The organism is Enterococcus aquimarinus (assembly GCF_001885765.1).
Lineage (GTDB): Bacteria > Bacillota > Bacilli > Lactobacillales > Enterococcaceae > Enterococcus_I > Enterococcus_I aquimarinus.
On sequence record NZ_JXKD01000005.1, the window covers coordinates 41,959 to 57,813 of the forward strand.

Annotated in this window: 14 protein-coding genes and 1 other annotated feature (1 of these 15 only partly in view); of the genes, 11 read left to right on the forward strand and 3 right to left on the reverse strand. The window is 39.3% G+C overall.

Annotated elements, in window-relative coordinates:
- Nucleotides 1-16 precede the first annotated feature (16 nt).
- The 6 genes from gyrA (at nt 17) to dnaB (ending at nt 6,012) form a co-directional block, all read left to right on the forward strand.
- Nucleotides 17-2,494, forward strand: a complete 2,478-nt coding sequence (gene gyrA / locus RU93_RS05085; protein WP_071874534.1) for a DNA gyrase subunit A — start codon at nt 17-19, stop codon at nt 2,492-2,494.
- Between the two features lie 220 nt (nt 2,495-2,714).
- Nucleotides 2,715-3,014, forward strand: coding sequence for a 30S ribosomal protein S6 (gene rpsF, locus RU93_RS05090; protein ID WP_071874535.1), 300 nt, complete (start codon nt 2,715-2,717; stop codon nt 3,012-3,014).
- Between the two features lie 42 nt (nt 3,015-3,056).
- Nucleotides 3,057-3,563, forward strand: coding sequence for a single-stranded DNA-binding protein (gene ssb, locus RU93_RS05095; RefSeq protein WP_071874536.1), 507 nt, complete (start codon nt 3,057-3,059; stop codon nt 3,561-3,563).
- A 24-nt stretch (nt 3,564-3,587) separates the two neighbouring features.
- Nucleotides 3,588-3,827 carry a 30S ribosomal protein S18 gene (gene rpsR / locus RU93_RS05100; protein ID WP_071874537.1) on the forward strand — a complete coding sequence of 80 codons (240 nt, stop codon included), beginning with the start codon at nt 3,588-3,590 and terminating at the stop codon, nt 3,825-3,827.
- Nucleotides 3,828-4,054: 227 nt separating this feature from the next.
- Complete coding sequence (gene rplI, locus RU93_RS05105) at nt 4,055-4,507, forward strand: 50S ribosomal protein L9 (protein WP_071874538.1); 453 nt, start codon at nt 4,055-4,057, stop codon at nt 4,505-4,507.
- Nucleotides 4,508-4,647: 140 nt separating this feature from the next.
- The gene (dnaB, locus tag RU93_RS05110; RefSeq protein ID WP_071874539.1) at nt 4,648-6,012 is read left to right on the forward strand and encodes a replicative DNA helicase; all 1,365 of its coding nucleotides are present in this window, start codon (nt 4,648-4,650) and stop codon (nt 6,010-6,012) included.
- Between the two features lie 104 nt (nt 6,013-6,116).
- Here dnaB and RU93_RS05115 read toward each other — a convergent pair whose 3' ends face one another.
- Nucleotides 6,117-7,739, reverse strand: coding sequence for an ABC-F family ATP-binding cassette domain-containing protein (locus tag RU93_RS05115; protein ID WP_071874540.1), 1,623 nt, complete (start codon nt 7,737-7,739; stop codon nt 6,117-6,119).
- A 207-nt stretch (nt 7,740-7,946) separates the two neighbouring features.
- On the opposite strand from RU93_RS05115, the gene RU93_RS05120 reads away from it, so the two are divergent.
- Nucleotides 7,947-8,765 carry a ZIP family metal transporter gene (locus RU93_RS05120; RefSeq protein ID WP_071874541.1) on the forward strand — a complete coding sequence of 273 codons (819 nt, stop codon included), beginning with the start codon at nt 7,947-7,949 and terminating at the stop codon, nt 8,763-8,765.
- A 53-nt stretch (nt 8,766-8,818) separates the two neighbouring features.
- Here RU93_RS05120 and RU93_RS05125 read toward each other — a convergent pair whose 3' ends face one another.
- Nucleotides 8,819-10,066, reverse strand: a complete 1,248-nt coding sequence (locus tag RU93_RS05125; RefSeq protein WP_071874542.1) for a glutamate-5-semialdehyde dehydrogenase — start codon at nt 10,064-10,066, stop codon at nt 8,819-8,821.
- 1 nt (nt 10,067) lies between these two features.
- Nucleotides 10,068-10,874 (reverse strand): glutamate 5-kinase, encoded by an 807-nt coding sequence (gene proB / locus RU93_RS05130; protein ID WP_071874543.1) that lies wholly within the window; start codon nt 10,872-10,874, stop codon nt 10,068-10,070.
- A gap of 195 nt (nt 10,875-11,069) precedes the next feature.
- Between proB and RU93_RS05135 the strand changes: the two genes are divergently transcribed.
- From RU93_RS05135 to gltX, 4 genes are all read left to right on the forward strand, one after another.
- Nucleotides 11,070-11,576, forward strand: coding sequence for a dCTP deaminase/dUTPase family protein (locus RU93_RS05135; protein WP_071874544.1), 507 nt, complete (start codon nt 11,070-11,072; stop codon nt 11,574-11,576).
- An 11-nt stretch (nt 11,577-11,587) separates the two neighbouring features.
- Entirely contained in the window at nt 11,588-12,958 is a 1,371-nt protein-coding gene (gene radA / locus RU93_RS05140) for a DNA repair protein RadA (RefSeq protein ID WP_071874545.1), read from the forward strand.
- Between the two features lie 102 nt (nt 12,959-13,060).
- Entirely contained in the window at nt 13,061-14,188 is a 1,128-nt protein-coding gene (locus RU93_RS05145; protein WP_071874546.1) for a PIN/TRAM domain-containing protein, read from the forward strand.
- Nucleotides 14,189-14,350: 162 nt separating this feature from the next.
- A complete protein-coding gene (gene gltX, locus RU93_RS05150) occupies nt 14,351-15,808 on the forward strand; it encodes a glutamate--tRNA ligase (protein ID WP_211272559.1) in 1,458 nt (485 codons plus the stop codon).
- Nucleotides 15,809-15,855, forward strand: a binding site (T-box leader) (it continues 156 nt past the right edge of the window).

Here is a 15,855-nt window from a genome sequence, read left to right on the forward strand (position 1 = left end):
CGAGGAGGAAAGAGTTTTGGAAGATAATCAAAAAAATGTTCAGGAAATTAATCTAACAAGTGAAATGAAAGAATCCTTCATCGATTATGCCATGAGTGTTATTGTTTCTCGTGCCTTACCGGATGTCCGAGACGGTTTAAAACCTGTGCATCGTCGTATTTTATACGGTATGCATGAACTAGGCGTAACGCCTGATAAGCCTCATAAAAAGTCTGCCCGGATTGTGGGAGACGTTATGGGGAAATATCATCCCCATGGTGATAGTGCGATTTATGAATCGATGGTTCGGATGGCGCAACCGTTTAGTTACCGCTACATGTTAGTGGATGGACACGGAAACTTTGGTTCAGTTGATGGAGACGGCGCGGCTGCGATGCGTTACACCGAAGCGCGGATGAGTAAATTAGCGCTTGAAATGTTGCGTGATATCAACAAAAAAACGGTCGACTTTAAGAGTAACTATGATGATTCCGAGCGTGAACCAGAAGTTTTACCCGCTCGTTTTCCCAATCTTTTAGTTAACGGTACAACGGGAATTGCCGTAGGAATGGCAACTAATATTCCGCCGCACAACTTGAATGAAGTGATTGCAGCGATTGATGTCTTAATGGCTAACCCGGATGCTACGACAGCTGAAATCATGGAAGTATTACCTGGGCCAGATTTTCCAACAGCAGGTCTTGTCATGGGGAAATCAGGAATTCGTCGCGCTTATGAAACCGGTCGTGGATCCATTATTATTCGTGCGAAAGTGGATATTATCGAAAAAGCGAATGGTCGTGAACGAATTTTAGTGACGGAATTACCTTACATGGTGAATAAGGCTAAATTAATCGAACGGATTTCGGAATTACACCGGGAGAAACGTATCGAAGGTATCACGGATTTAAGAGACGAGTCTTCAAGAGAAGGTATGCGGATTGTCATTGATGTTCGTCGCGATGTGAGTGCTTCCGTTATTTTAAATAATTTATATAAAATGACTTCGTTACAAACATCATTTGGTTTTAATATGTTAGCAATCGAAAATGGTGTTCCGAAAGTCTTAAGTGTCAAACGGATTTTAGAAAATTATATTGAACACCAAAAAGAAGTCGTGACTCGCCGAACTGCTTTTGATAAACAACGTGCAGAAGATAAGGCTCATATTTTGGAAGCTTTACGTATTGCTTTAGACCATATCGATGAGATTATTGCGATCATTCGTGGTTCGAATACCGATGCGATTGCAAAGGAAACTTTAATTACCCGTTTTTCATTCTCAGATCGTCAAGCCCAAGCGATTTTAGACATGCGTTTGCGTCGTTTAACAGGCTTAGAACGGGATAAAATTGAAAATGAATACCAAGAATTATTATTATTAATTGCTGATTTAGCCGATATTTTAGCGAAACCAGAACGGGTACTTGAAATCATTCAAACCGAACTTCATGAAGTTGGTGAGCGTTTCGGCGATGCTCGTCGAACGGAGCTACTCGTAGGAGAAGTCTTGAGTCTAGAAGATGAGGATTTAATTGAAGAAGAAGAAATCGTGATTACGTTAACGAACAACGGCTATATTAAACGTGTAGCCAATACGGAATTCCGAGCACAGCGTCGGGGTGGTCGTGGCGTCCAAGGAATGGGTGTTCACGAAGAAGATTATGTTCAAACCTTAATTTCTTGCTCCACACACGATACGCTCTTATTCTTTACGAATGCAGGGAAGGTTTATCGAGCAAAAGGATATGAAATTCCAGAATATGGTCGGATGGCAAAAGGAATTCCAGTCATCAACTTATTAGGAATTGACTCCAACGAGCAAATCCAAACAATCGTTCCTGTAACAAAAGAAGACCAAGCTGGGACAGGGTACTTATTCTTTACAACACGTCTAGGTGTGGTCAAACGGACTTCTGTTACCGCGTTTGCGAATATTCGCAGTAACGGACTGATTGCCATTGGTCTTAAAGAAGACGATGAATTAGTCAACGTTTTGAAAACAACCGGCTCAGATGTGATGATCATCGGAACGCATACAGGCTATAGTGTGACTTTCCAAGAAGAAGCTGTAAGGGATATGGGGAGGACGGCAGCAGGCGTGCGTGGTGTGCGTTTAAGAGCGGATGACTATGTGATTGGTGCTGCGATTATCCGAGAAGGGGACGAAGTCCTAGTAATTACCGAAAATGGCTATGGTAAGCGGACGTTAGGTTCAGCTTATCCGATTAAAGGTCGTGGTGGTAAAGGAATCAAGACCGCTAATATCACTGAAAAAAATGGTCCATTAGCAGGTTTAACGACGGTTTCAGGGAAAGAAGATATTTTATTAATTACCGATAAAGGGATTATGATTCGTTTCCATGCAGCTTCTGTTTCACAAACAGGACGTGCGACATTAGGTGTTCGTCTAATTAAGATGGAAGACGATGCGAAAGTCATTACTATGGCGACGGTTGAAAGTGAACCCGAAGTTGTGGTAGAAGTAGAGGAAAATCCAATTGTCGAAGAATAAATGATAGCAAAAAATTTCTCATTCACGTCCGAATGAGAAATTTTTGCTTTGATTTAGCGTAAATTAGCTATAATGACAATTATTTTCGAGGGATATCAGTTGAAACACTTGCATATGGCAAAACAAACGTGTATAATTATTTTCCGTGAGTAGTCATTTATGACCACTTTCTCTGCTCTTTCAAAAAGAAGGAGCCTAAGTCCATAGGGAGGTGAAATCAATGGAAAATGCGAAATATGAAATCTTATATATTATTCGACCAAACATTGATGAAGAAGCAAAAACTGTATTAATCGACCGTTTCAATTCAATCTTAACAGATAACGGAGCTGAAGTTATCGAGTCAAAAGATTGGGAAAAACGCCGTCTAGCGTATGAAATTAACGGATTCCGTGAAGGTATTTATCACATCGTTAAAGTTTCTGCTCCATCAAACGCAAGTGCAATCAATGAATTTGATCGTCTTGCTAAAATCAACGACGATATCGTTCGTCACATGATTGTCAGAGAAGAAGCATAAAATTGTTTCATGTGAAACAAAACGATGAGAGGATGATCAGTTTTGATTAATAATGTTGTATTAGTAGGTAGATTAACCAAAGACCCTGATTTGCGTTATACTTCAAGCGGCACGGCAGTAGCAACTTTTACTCTTGCAGTAAACCGTAATTTTTCAAGCCAAAATGGTGAGAAAGAAACAGACTTCATTAATTGTGTGATCTGGCGGAAATCTGCAGAGATTTTAGCGAACTATGCTAAAAAAGGTTCTCTGATTGGTGTAACAGGTCGTATTCAAACAAGAAATTACGAAAATCAACAAGGTCAAAGAGTCTATGTTACAGAAGTCGTAGCAGAAAACTTCCAGTTATTAGAATCTCGCGCAGCCAATGAACAACGTCGTTCAGCACATAGTGAAGATTTTAGTCAAAATCAACCGAGCTTTGGGAACAGTAACAATCAAAACCAATCGAATCAAAAAACAACCGGAATGCCGAATTTTGATCGAGACACATCAGATCCATTTGGTGGCTCGTCAATTGACATTTCAGACGATGATTTACCATTCTAAGAAATTGATAGGAGGGAAATAAGGATGGCACAACAAAGAAGAGGCGGGCGCAAACGTCGTAAAGTCGACTATCTTGCAGCAAACCATATCGAACATGTCGATTATAAAGACATTGAACTATTAAAAAGATTTATTTCTGAGCGTGGAAAAATTTTACCACGTCGTGTAACAGGTACAGGAGCGAAAAACCAACGCAAATTAACTGTTGCAATTAAACGTGCACGTATTATGGGATTACTTCCATTCGTAGGCGAAGAAAATTAATCACGAAGATCTCACAATAGGTGAGGTCTTTTTTTGTTTCACGTGAAACAAAAAAAGACAGTATCCCAGAATTCATAAAAATGTGCTAAAATGAATGTATTCTTTCTTTATAAAATAAAAAAGCTAGAAGATATCATTGGTCATCTGACTGAAAATGGAGAGCTAAATGAAGGTTTTTTCCTTCTGAAATATAAAGTATACATGAATGATAGAATAGGAGCGATAATATGCGAGTTATTTTTTTAGAAGATGTTAAAGGAAAAGGCAAAAAAGGGGACGTAAAAGAAGTTCCAACAGGCTATGCGCAAAATTATTTAATTAAAAATAAATTAGCGGTTGAAGCGACAAAAGAAAGTTTAGCTCAAGTAGCGGGTCAAAATAAAGCAAAAGCGAAACAAGAAGCTGAAATTTTAAAAGAAGCTCAAGTTTTGAAAGAAATGTTAGAAAAAGAAGGAACGGTTGTTGAAATTAAAGCAAAAGCGGGGGAAGACAGTCGCTTATTTGGTTCAATTCCGTCGAAACAAATTGCCGATGCTTTGCAAAAACAATATCAAATTAAAATTGATAAACGCAAATTAGATTTAAAACAACCAATTCGTAGTTTAGGTTATACGAAAGTACCAGCTAAATTGCATCATGAAGTAACGGCGATTATTAACGTTCATGTGGTACAAGGGTAACAATCGACGAGATACGAAGAGGGCGATAAATTTCCTGCTCTTTTAAGGGAATAAAATCGCTTTTTCTTTGTCATCCGTATTTATTTGCCGCAATCCTCGACAGTAAAGAAATAGTAGCAAGGAAATTAGGAGAGAAAAGCATGAATGAAGTTTGGCAAGATAAGATTCCACCACAAGATATTGAAGCAGAACAAGCCGTATTAGGTGCCATTTTTCTTGATAGTGATACATTAATTGATGCGATGGAAATTGTTACTCCGCGCTCTTTTTATCGCAGAAGTCATCAAATTATTTTTCAAAGCATGATTCAATTAAGCAATCGGGGAGAAGCCATCGATTTAGTGACGCTAAAAGCAGAAATTGAGAAAAGTAATGCTTTGGAAGATATTGGTGGCATTAGCTATCTAAGTGAGTTGAGTCAATCAACACCTTCTTCTGCGAGTGTTAGTTATTATGCTAAAATCGTTGATGATAAGTCTCTTTTACGTCAGTTAATCCAAACGGCTAATCAGATTGTGGTGAAAAGTTTTGAACAAGGAGAAGAAGTTCAAGCGATTGTTGATGAAGCAGAGCGTAGTATTTTAGAAGTATCTGAAAAACGGAACAGTACGGGTTTTCAGTCCATTGCAGATGTGTTGAATCAATCAATAGAAACAATCGATCGGTTAGCACAAAATAATGAAGAAATTACAGGTCTACCTACTGGTTATCAGGCACTCGATAAAATGACAGCGGGGTTACAAAAAGAAGAGTTGATTATTTTAGCAGCGCGTCCGGCCGTAGGTAAGACGGCCTTTGCACTGAATATTGCACAAAACGTTGGCACAAAAACAGATAAAACGGTTGCGATATTCAGTCTAGAAATGGGTGCGGAATCTTTAGTGAATCGGATGCTTTGTGCGGAAGGTTCAATTGAAGCAAGCCATCTAAGAACGGGCCAATTGAACGAAGAAGAATGGCGTAATTTAATTGTTGCGATGGGGAGTTTATCGCGTGCAAGTATTTATATTGATGATACACCGGGGATTAAAATTTCAGAAATCCGTGCTAGATGTCGGAAATTAGCACAAGAAACAGGCAATCTAGGGCTTATTTTAATTGATTACTTACAATTGATTGAAGGAACGGGACGCGAAAACCGCCAACAAGAAGTCTCTGAAATTTCTCGGCAGTTAAAAACGTTAGCCAAAGAACTAAAAGTTCCTGTAATTGCTTTGTCTCAATTATCGCGTGGTGTTGAACAACGTCAAGATAAGCGCCCAGTCTTAAGTGATATCCGAGAATCGGGTTCGATTGAGCAAGATGCGGATATTGTTGCATTTTTATATCGTGACGATTATTATCAACGCGAAGGTGATGAAGAAGAAGAGGAACAAAGTAATAATAATGTGATTGAAGTGATTATTGAGAAAAACCGGAGTGGAGCACGTGGAACGGTTGAGTTACTCTTTATTAAAGAGTACAACAAATTTTCTTCTTTATCTCCTCGTGATGACTATTCTTAAGCACTGAATAAAGGTAAGCAGCAAGTGAGTTCATCGTATGTTGATGTGATGGATATAAATAGTAAGCAAAAACCCATTGAAGTGACAACTTCAATGGGTTTTTATTAGGCATATAAGGCTGCGACACGTTGTTGAACATCTTTATTTTCCAAAAATTCATCATATGTTGTATCAGCGCGATCGACTACGCCGTTATCTGAAACCATAATAATACGGTTCGCAATCGTTTGGATAAATTGATGGTCATGAGAAGCGAATAAAATCGAACCTGAGAATGCAATTAAGCCATCATTTAGGGCAGTAATCGATTCTAAGTCTAAGTGATTCGTTGGATCATCTAAAACAAGGACATTCGCTTTTGATAACATGTTTTTAGATAACATACAACGAACTTTTTCTCCCCCAGACAATACATTGACTTTCTTCAAGACTTCATCACCAGAAAACAACATGCGTCCTAAGAAGCTACGTAAGAACGTATTGTCGTCTTCTTCCTTACTTGCGTATTGACGTAACCAATCAACAATCGTCAAGTCATTATCAAATTCAGCACTTGGATCTTTCGGTAAATAGGTTTGGCTTGTTGTGACACCCCAACGAACCGTACCCGAGTCGGGAGTGATTTCACCCATGAGTACTTTAAATAAGGTTGTTGTCGTAATGTCGTCATTTGCTAAGAAAGCAACTTTATCATCTTTGTTCAGCGTAAAGCTGATGTTGTCTAAGATTTTTTTGCCTTCAATTGTCACACTGAGATTATCGACTTGGAGTAAGTCATTGCCGATTTCTCTTTCTGGTTTAAAGCCAACGAACGGGTAACGTCTGGACGAAGGTTTAATATCATCTAAGGTGATTTTTTCTAAGGTTTTTTTACGAGACGTTGCTTGTTTTGATTTTGAAGCGTTAGCGCTAAAACGAGCAATAAATTCTTGTAATTCTTTGATTTGATCTTCTTTTTTAGCATTTTGTTGTGATTGTAATTTTTGTGCTAATTGACTGGATTCTAACCAAAAGTCATAGTTACCAGCAAATAGTTGAATTTTTCCAAAATCTAAGTCCGCCATGTGCGTACATACTTTGTTTAAGAAGTAACGGTCATGGGAAACGACGATAACGGTGTTCTCAAAGTTAATTAAAAATTCTTCTAACCAAGCGATTGATTGGATATCAAGGCCGTTAGTCGGCTCATCGAGTAATAGCACATCGGGTTTACCAAAGAGCGCTTGCGCTAAGAGCACTTTAATTTTTTGGCCCGCATTTAATTCTTTCATTTGAAGATGGTGTAAATCTTCAGGGATATTCAATCCTTGTAATAAGACTGCAGCTTCTGGTTCTGCTTCCCAACCATCGAGTTCGGCAAATTCGCCTTCTAGTTCTGCGGCACGCAGACCATCGGCATCACTAAAATCTTCTTTCATATAAATAGCATCTTTTTCTTTCATGACATTATAGAGCGTTTTATGCCCCATAATTACGGTTTCCATTACACTATAGTCATCATAATTATAATGGTCTTGTTTTAATACCGTTAAACGTTCATCTGGACCAAGAATCACGTTCCCGGTTGAAGGTTGAATTTCTCCAGATAAAATTTTTAAAAAAGTTGACTTACCAGCACCATTTGCACCAATCAAACCATAACAGTTTCCAGGGATAAATTTAATATTTACATCATCAAAAAGTTTGCGATCTGAAAAATGCAAACTAACATCACTTACTGTAATCAATTTTTTTCCTCACTTTAATTTTTATTGCCTTTTCATTGCCAAAGGTCTCTTTGCATTATAGTAGTAATAGTTGAAACTTTCAAGTAAATGACGGAAAGATACTTGAATTTACTTAAGAATTCGGACTACCTAAAAAAAGAATGCGATTTCTAGAAATTATGATATGATAGAAGAAAATGATGGAAAGTCAAAAAGGAGTGTTAGAAAATCATGGATTGGTTGATGGGATTACTGCCTTGGCAGCAAGCATTAGTAGGGACGGGGTTTACTTATTTGATGACGGCTGCGGGAGCGGGGTTAGTTTTTTTATTTCGTACGTTAAATCGGAATGTCTTAAGCCTCATGTTAGGTTTTGCTTCTGGCGTCATGATCGCAGCGAGTTTTTGGTCGTTGTTAGATCCAGCCATTGTGCAGGCTGAGCAAAATGGCGATATTGCTTGGTTAGTGGTGGCGATTGGTTTTGGGTTAGGCGGTTTGTTCTTATATGCGGCAGATAAAATTTTACCACATATTCATTTTGGCTCAAATCATGAAGAAGAAGGAATCCCGAGTCACTTTAAACGAACCATTCTATTGGTTTTCTCGATTACGCTACATAATATTCCTGAAGGATTAGCTGTAGGAGTAGCATTTGGAGCTGCAGCGAGTGCGGATGATCCACGCGTAGCCGTTTTCGGAGCGGTAGCACTCGCAATTGGTGTGGGTATTCAAAATTTCCCAGAAGGCGCAGCGGTTTCAATTCCTTTACAACAAGAAGGACTTAGTCGAGAAAAAGCATTCTTTCATGGACAAGCTTCAGGACTAGTTGAACCGATTGCAGGAGTATTGGGTGCGCTACTAGTGACACAAATGACATCTATTTTACCGTATGCCTTGGCGTTTGCGGCAGGCGCGATGATTTATGTGGTAGTCGAAGAGTTGATCCCGGAAGCGCGAATTTCAACTGAAGGACACCGTCACTTTGGTGTTTTTGGCACGATGCTCGGTTTTATCGTGATGATGATTTTGGATGTCGCATTAGGGTAATCCAAAAACGACAAGTATGATTCTGAACGGAATCATACTTGTCGTTTTTTATTTTAAGAACGGACTTGTCCATTACCGTAAACAATATATTTTGTGGAAGTAAGTTCATTCAAGCCCATCGGTCCTCTGGCATGAAGTTTCTGCGTCGAAATACCAATTTCTGCTCCAAAGCCAAACATAAAGCCATCGGTAAAGCGTGTGGAAGCATTGACGTAAACGGCTGCTGCATCGACTTCATTTAAAAAGCGTTGGGAAGCAAAGTAGTTATTAGTAATAATCGCTTCAGAGTGTCTAGTGCTGTATTGATTAATATGATTCAGTGCTTCATCTAACGAAGACACGACTTTGATTGCTAAGATTAACTCTAAATATTCTGTTTCAAAATCTTCTTGTGTCGCAAGTGTCGCGTTCGTTAAATACGTGAGGGCTTTTTCATCGCCTCGTAAGGCCACATTTTCTGCTAGTAAGACTGTTTCAATAGCCGGTAAAAAAGTAGGAGCAATCGCTTCATGGACTAAAATCGTTTCGATGGCATTACAAACAGAAGGTCGTTGGACTTTCGCATTTACTACGATATTTAAAGCCATTTGTAAATCAATATCGGAATCAATGTAAATATGATTATTGCCTGTTCCTGTTTCAATGACGGGGACAGTCGCATTTTCTTTGACGCGACGAATTAAATTCGCTCCTCCACGTGGAATGAGTACGTCTAAATAGTCATTTAAACGCATAAATTCATTGGCAACTTCATAAGAAGAATCAGTAATGAGTTGGATAGCGTACGGCGAGAAATCATTTTCTATCAAGGAGTCTTGCAGAATAGCCACTAATTTTTGGTTCGAATGAATGGCTTCTTTTCCTCCGCGTAGAATCACACTATTTCCTGATTTAAAACAAAGGCTCGCAGCATCGGTTGTGACATTTGGACGTGATTCATAAATAATTCCGATCACACCTAAGGGTACGCGTTGTTGCCCAATCATTAAACCATCAACGGTTTTCCACATTTTGTCAACTTCACCAATCGGATCAGGCAATGTCGCGATTTGACGAATCCCGGCGGACATATCCATAATACGTTGTTTAGTTAAACGCAAGCGGTCTTGCATCGTGTCACTAATCCCATAATCAGCAGCCCGTGATAAGTCTTTTTCATTCGCCTCTAAAATGGCTGGAATATGTTCTTCTAACGCAGTTGCCATTTTTTCAAGTAAATCATTTTTTCGACTCGTTTCAAGTAAGGCAAGTTGTGAACTTGCGCTTTTTGCTTGTTTCCCTAATTGGATTAAATCGGTCATTTTATTTTTCCCCCTTTTTAAAGAGTGTGCCAATTTCATCCCCATTTAAAATATTAAAAATAATTTTTGGTTGTTTTCCATTGGCGAGCACCATTGCACGATTGATATCAAAAATACGTTGCGCGGCTTTTAATTTACTATTCATTCCACCTGTACCAAAAATACTACCCGATCCACCGGCTTTTTCCATGATTTCTTGTGTAATCGCGGGAACATGTGGATAAAGGACGGCATCCGGATTAGTGGAAGGATTATCAGAATAAAAGCCATCAATGTCAGATAACATGATTAAGACATCGGCATAGATCAGTTGCGCAACAATAGCAGAGAGTTGATCATTATCACCAAACTTCGTTGAATGATCTAATTCATCAACAGCGACTGTATCGTTTTCGTTAATAATGGGGATGATTCCCATGGCAAGCAGTTGTTCAAGTGTGTTGATAACGTTTTGGCGACTTTCAGGAAATTCGATGACGTCCCGAGTTAAGAGAATCTGGGCCGTTTGTTGGCTGTAGCTGATGAAGCGATGGTTATAAATATTCATTAAGGCCGCTTGCCCCACAGCCGCGACCGCTTGTTGTTCGGGAATAGAAGTTGGCCGTTTTGACAAGTTTAATTGGTGCATCCCAACGCCAACAGCGCCGGAAGAGACTAAAATAATTTCTTTTCCTTTATTTCTTAAGTCGGTTAGCACAAAAGCTAATTCATCAATGGCAGCTAAGTTAATCATGCCATTAGGATGAATTAAAGAGCTGGTTCCGACTTTGATGACGATTCGTTTAGCAGATTGTAACGATTGACGCATTTCTTCACCTCATACGAATTTGATAGTAAAATCCTTTTTCCTATTGTACTCGTAATTTATCATTTCGTCATGTTTTATTCATCTCACTTTCAAATTATCTAAATATTAGTAAAAATTTAGACTATTTGAAGGGATTGTCTAAATTCGAACGAAGTTATGGTAAAATAAGGAGTACTATTTTATTGGAGGAAAGACATGAAAAAACGTGGATTTGAAGTGGTTACCGCTTATCAAAATAAAGAAATTGAAGTACCAAAAAGAGCAACGCATCAAGCAGCTGGATATGATTTTGCAGCTGCTGAAGATATGGTGATTCCCAGTATTTGGAAACAATGGTTTAGTCGACGCATTGGCGCGGAACAAAAAATAGAAAAAGCTATCAAACCCGTTCTCGTTCCTACGGGAATTAAAGCGTATATGGGAGAAGAAGAATTCTTGCAATTAGCCAATCGATCAAGTAATCCTTTGAAACGCTTCTTGGTTTTAAGTAATGGTGTAGGCGTGATTGATAGTGATTACTACAATAACCCCGCAAATGAAGGACATATTATGTTTCAATTTACGAACGTTGGTCTAAAAGATGTCCAAATTAAAAAAGGAGAGAAAATTGGTCAAGGCATTTTCTTACCATTTTTAAAAGCCGATCAAGATGAGAGTCTTGGTGAACGGACAGGCGGATTTGGCTCATCTAATCAAGAATAGGAGGAGTCAATTTGTCAAAAAAAGTAAAGACGCAATTTGAGTGTCAACATTGCGGCTATATCTCTCCTCGTTATTTGGGGAAATGTCCGCAATGTAACAGTTGGAACTCTTTGGTAGAGGAAAAAGTTGAAAATAAAAGTGATCGTCGGAGCCGGACTACGTTAACGGGACAAAAAATGCAACCGATGAAGCTAAACGAAGTGGTTCCTCGCAAAGAACCACGAGTGAAGACAAAAATGGAAGAACTTAATCGGGTTCTAGGTGGCGGCGTCGTTCCAGGATCAATGGTGCTACTTGGCGGTGATCCTGGAATTGGGAAGTCGACGCTCTTGCTTCAAGTTTCACAACAGTTGGCGGAAACGGGAGGCACGGTTTTGTATGTTTCGGGAGAGGAAAGTGCGGAACAAATCAAAATGCGGGCGGAGCGTTTGGGCGCGATTAAGGATGAATTTTATTTGTATGGTGAAACGGATATGCATGATATTCGACAAGCGATTGAGAACATTCAACCGAATTACGTGGTGATTGATTCGATTCAAACGATGACCCAACCGGATATTACGAGTGCGGCAGGCAGTGTCAGTCAAGTACGCGAAACAACGGCGGAACTATTAAAAATTGCAAAAACCAATGGCATTGCTATTTTTATTGTAGGTCATGTCACCAAAGAAGGGTCTATTGCCGGACCTCGGATGCTCGAGCATATGGTGGATACCGTTTTGTATTTTGAAGGGGAACAGCATCAAAACTTTCGGATTTTACGAGCCGTTAAAAATCGTTTTGGTTCGACAAATGAGATTGGTATTTTTGAAATGCACGGCGGTGGTTTAGTCGAAGTTTCGAATCCTTCCCAAGTCTTTCTAGAAGAACGATTAGCAGGTGCAACTGGCTCGGCGATTGTCGTCGCAATGGAAGGCACAAGGCCCATTTTAGTTGAAATTCAGGCTTTGATTACACCTACCATGTTTGGTAATGCCAAGCGGACCACGACCGGGCTCGATTTTAATCGCGTATCGCTGATTATGGCAGTGCTCGAAAAACGAGCGGGCTTATTATTACAAAATCAAGATGCTTATTTAAAAGCTGCTGGTGGTGTGAAATTGAATGAGCCGGCAATCGATTTAGCTACCGCGATTAGTATTGCTTCGAGCTATAAAGAAAAAGGGACGAGTGCGACCGAATGTTTTATTGGAGAAATCGGTTTGACGGGAGAAATCCGGCGCGTGACTTCAATCGAACAACGCGTCAAAGAAGTTCAAAAATTAGGGTTTAAGAAAGTCTATTTGCCTAAAAACAATCTCGCAAGTTGGAAACCACCTAAAGATATTGAAGTGGTTGGGGTGGCAACATTAGAAGAAGCCTTAAGAAAAGTATTTAAATAGTCATGGTATACTCGTCTAAAGAGCAAGCAAAGAAAGCGAACACACTCTCTTGCTCTTTAGCGTTAGTTATAAAGATAAAATAAAATTATAGGAGGTTTGAGTATGCAAAAACGCGTCATTCGTGCCTTGCTGATTGTAGCAGGAGCGAGTTTAGGGATTTCATTACTACCAACGGCATGGTTAGCTTTAGGTTATGCCCAAAATGAATGGCTGAATAATACGATAACGAATAGTATCATCGGTGCACTTATTTCTTTTTTATTTTCTCTACTCGTCGTTAACTATATTACAGCCAGTATTAACAAAATTGAAAAAAGACTAAGTGAGTTAAGTCTGACTTACTTATTATTTGGAGTAATCGGTTCTATTATCGGGCTAGTCTTAGCGGTCACCTTGTCTATTCCTTTCTTTGCCTGGAAAGTACCATTTATTAATGGCGTCATTCCGGTCGTTTTGATGTTGTTGTTTGGTTATTTAGGTTTTCAAGTGGGAACGACTCGGATGGAAGAGTGGCTCAAGATTTTCACGACAAAGAACAAAAAAGCGGAACAAGATGTCGATCATCAGATGTTGGATCGCAAAGTGGATGATCATTTTCGCAAGTACAAAATTTTAGATACGAGTGTCATTATTGATGGTCGGATTTATGATATCGCGAAAACAGGTTTTTTAGAAGGAACACTGTTAATTCCGAATTTCGTTTTATATGAACTACAATACATTGCTGATTCTGGCGATAACTTAAAACGGGTACGTGGCCGTCGAGGGTTAGATATTTTAAATGCATTGCAAAAAGAAGAAGGCATTACCGTGGAAATGTATGAAGGTGATTTTGAAGAGATTACGGAAGTCGATAGTAAGTTATTAAAACTAGCGAAACTACTTGATGGCGTCGTGGTCACGAACGATTACAATTTAAATAAAGTAGCCGAATTCCAAAATGTTCCGGTCTTAAATATTAATGTCTTAGCGAACGCAGTGAAACCGGTCGTGATTCCGGGCGAAACGATGGAAGTCGTCGTTGTCAAAGCGGGAACGGAAAGACAACAAGGAGTCGCTTATTTAGATGATGGGACGATGATTGTGGTAGAAGACGGGCAACATTACATGAATGAACAAATTCAAGTAATCGTCACAAGTGCTCTCCAAACAGCCGCAGGGCGGATGATTTTTGCTCGTCCCGCGCACTCTAGACGGGGAATAACGAATCCGAGCGAAGAGAGTAAATAACAAAAAGCGGTTATTTGAAGGATAAAATAGCGCTCAAAACGCCTAATCTCGCGTGGAATTCTAGTCTTGTGCCTTTACTAATGGCCAGATAAAATGTACAATTCAGTCAAGTAGTGATCAATCAAACGTATCACACAAATTGTTAGACAAAGGATGAAGAAAATGAAAAAAATTCGTGTGCGTTACGCACCAAGTCCAACGGGACACTTACATATTGGTAATGCTCGGACAGCTCTATTTAATTATTTATTTGCTCGTCGTCATGGTGGAGAGTTTATTATTCGCATTGAAGATACAGATTTAAAACGTAATATTGACGAAGGTGAAAAAAGCCAATTAGAAAACTTAGCATGGTTAGGTATTGAGTGGGATGAATCACCGGAAAAACCTGGCAAGTACGCACCTTACCGTCAATCTGAGCGTAAGGAAATTTATCAACCACTGATTGATCAACTATTAGCGAGTAACCGTGCCTATAAATGTTACTGTACGGAAGAAGAATTAGAAGAAGAACGCGAAGCACAACGTAGCCGCGGCGAAATTCCTCGTTACAGTGGTACTTGCAGCCAGTTGTCAGTCGAAGAACAAATGGCAAAAGAAGCAGAAGGCATTCAGCCTGTTGTTCGTTTCCGCGTACCAAGAAACGCAGAATACCGTTTTGATGATCTTGTAAAAGGTGAAATTGTTTTTGAATCGGATAATGTCGGTGGTGATTTTGTCATCTTGAAACGTGACGGCATGCCAACATACAATTTTGCAGTAACAGTGGACGATCATGAAATGCAAATTACACACGTTTTACGTGGCGATGATCATATTGCCAATACGCCAAAACAAATGATGATTTATGAAGCATTTGGGTGGGATTATCCCCAATTTGGTCATATGACGTTAATTATTAACTCAGAAACAGGTAAAAAACTAAGTAAACGTGATGGTGGGATTTTACAATTCATCGAACAATACCGTGAACTAGGTTACTTACCAGAAGCGATGTTTAACTTCATTACGTTACTAGGTTGGTCGCCAGTTGGTGAAGAAGAAATTTTCTCACCTGCGCAATTAATTGAAATGTTTGACGCTAATCGCCTCAGCAAATCACCAGCTGCTTTTGATGCGAAGAAATTAGAATGGATTAACAATCATTATATTAAACAAATGGATCTTGAAGACTTAACGAAGATGGCGATTCCTTATCTCGTTACTGAAGGTCGTTTGGAAGCAGAATTAAGTCCAGAACGTTTTGCTTGGATTCAAAAAATTGTGGCGTTGTACCAACCACAAATGAGTTTTGCAGCTGAGATTGTTGAATTATCAAACTTATTCTTTACGGATCATCCTGTGTTAGATGAGGCGGCGAAAGAAGTGTTAGCAGGTGAGAGTGTTCCTGTGGTTTTAGAAGCGTTTAAAGCGCAATTAGAAACGATGGAAGTCGTTGATGCACCAACAGTGAAGGCAGCGATTAAAGCCGTTCAAAAAGAAACAGGCATTAAAGGGAAAAACTTATTTATGCCGATTCGTGTGGCTGTTTCTGGTCAAACGCATGGTCCAGAATTACCGGATACGGTAGAATTACTTGGTCGTGAAAAAGCATTAGCTCATTTAAATCAAGTTTTATAAAAAAACACAACGAACAGACGAAGTACTCTTATCTTTTTTTCAGAAAG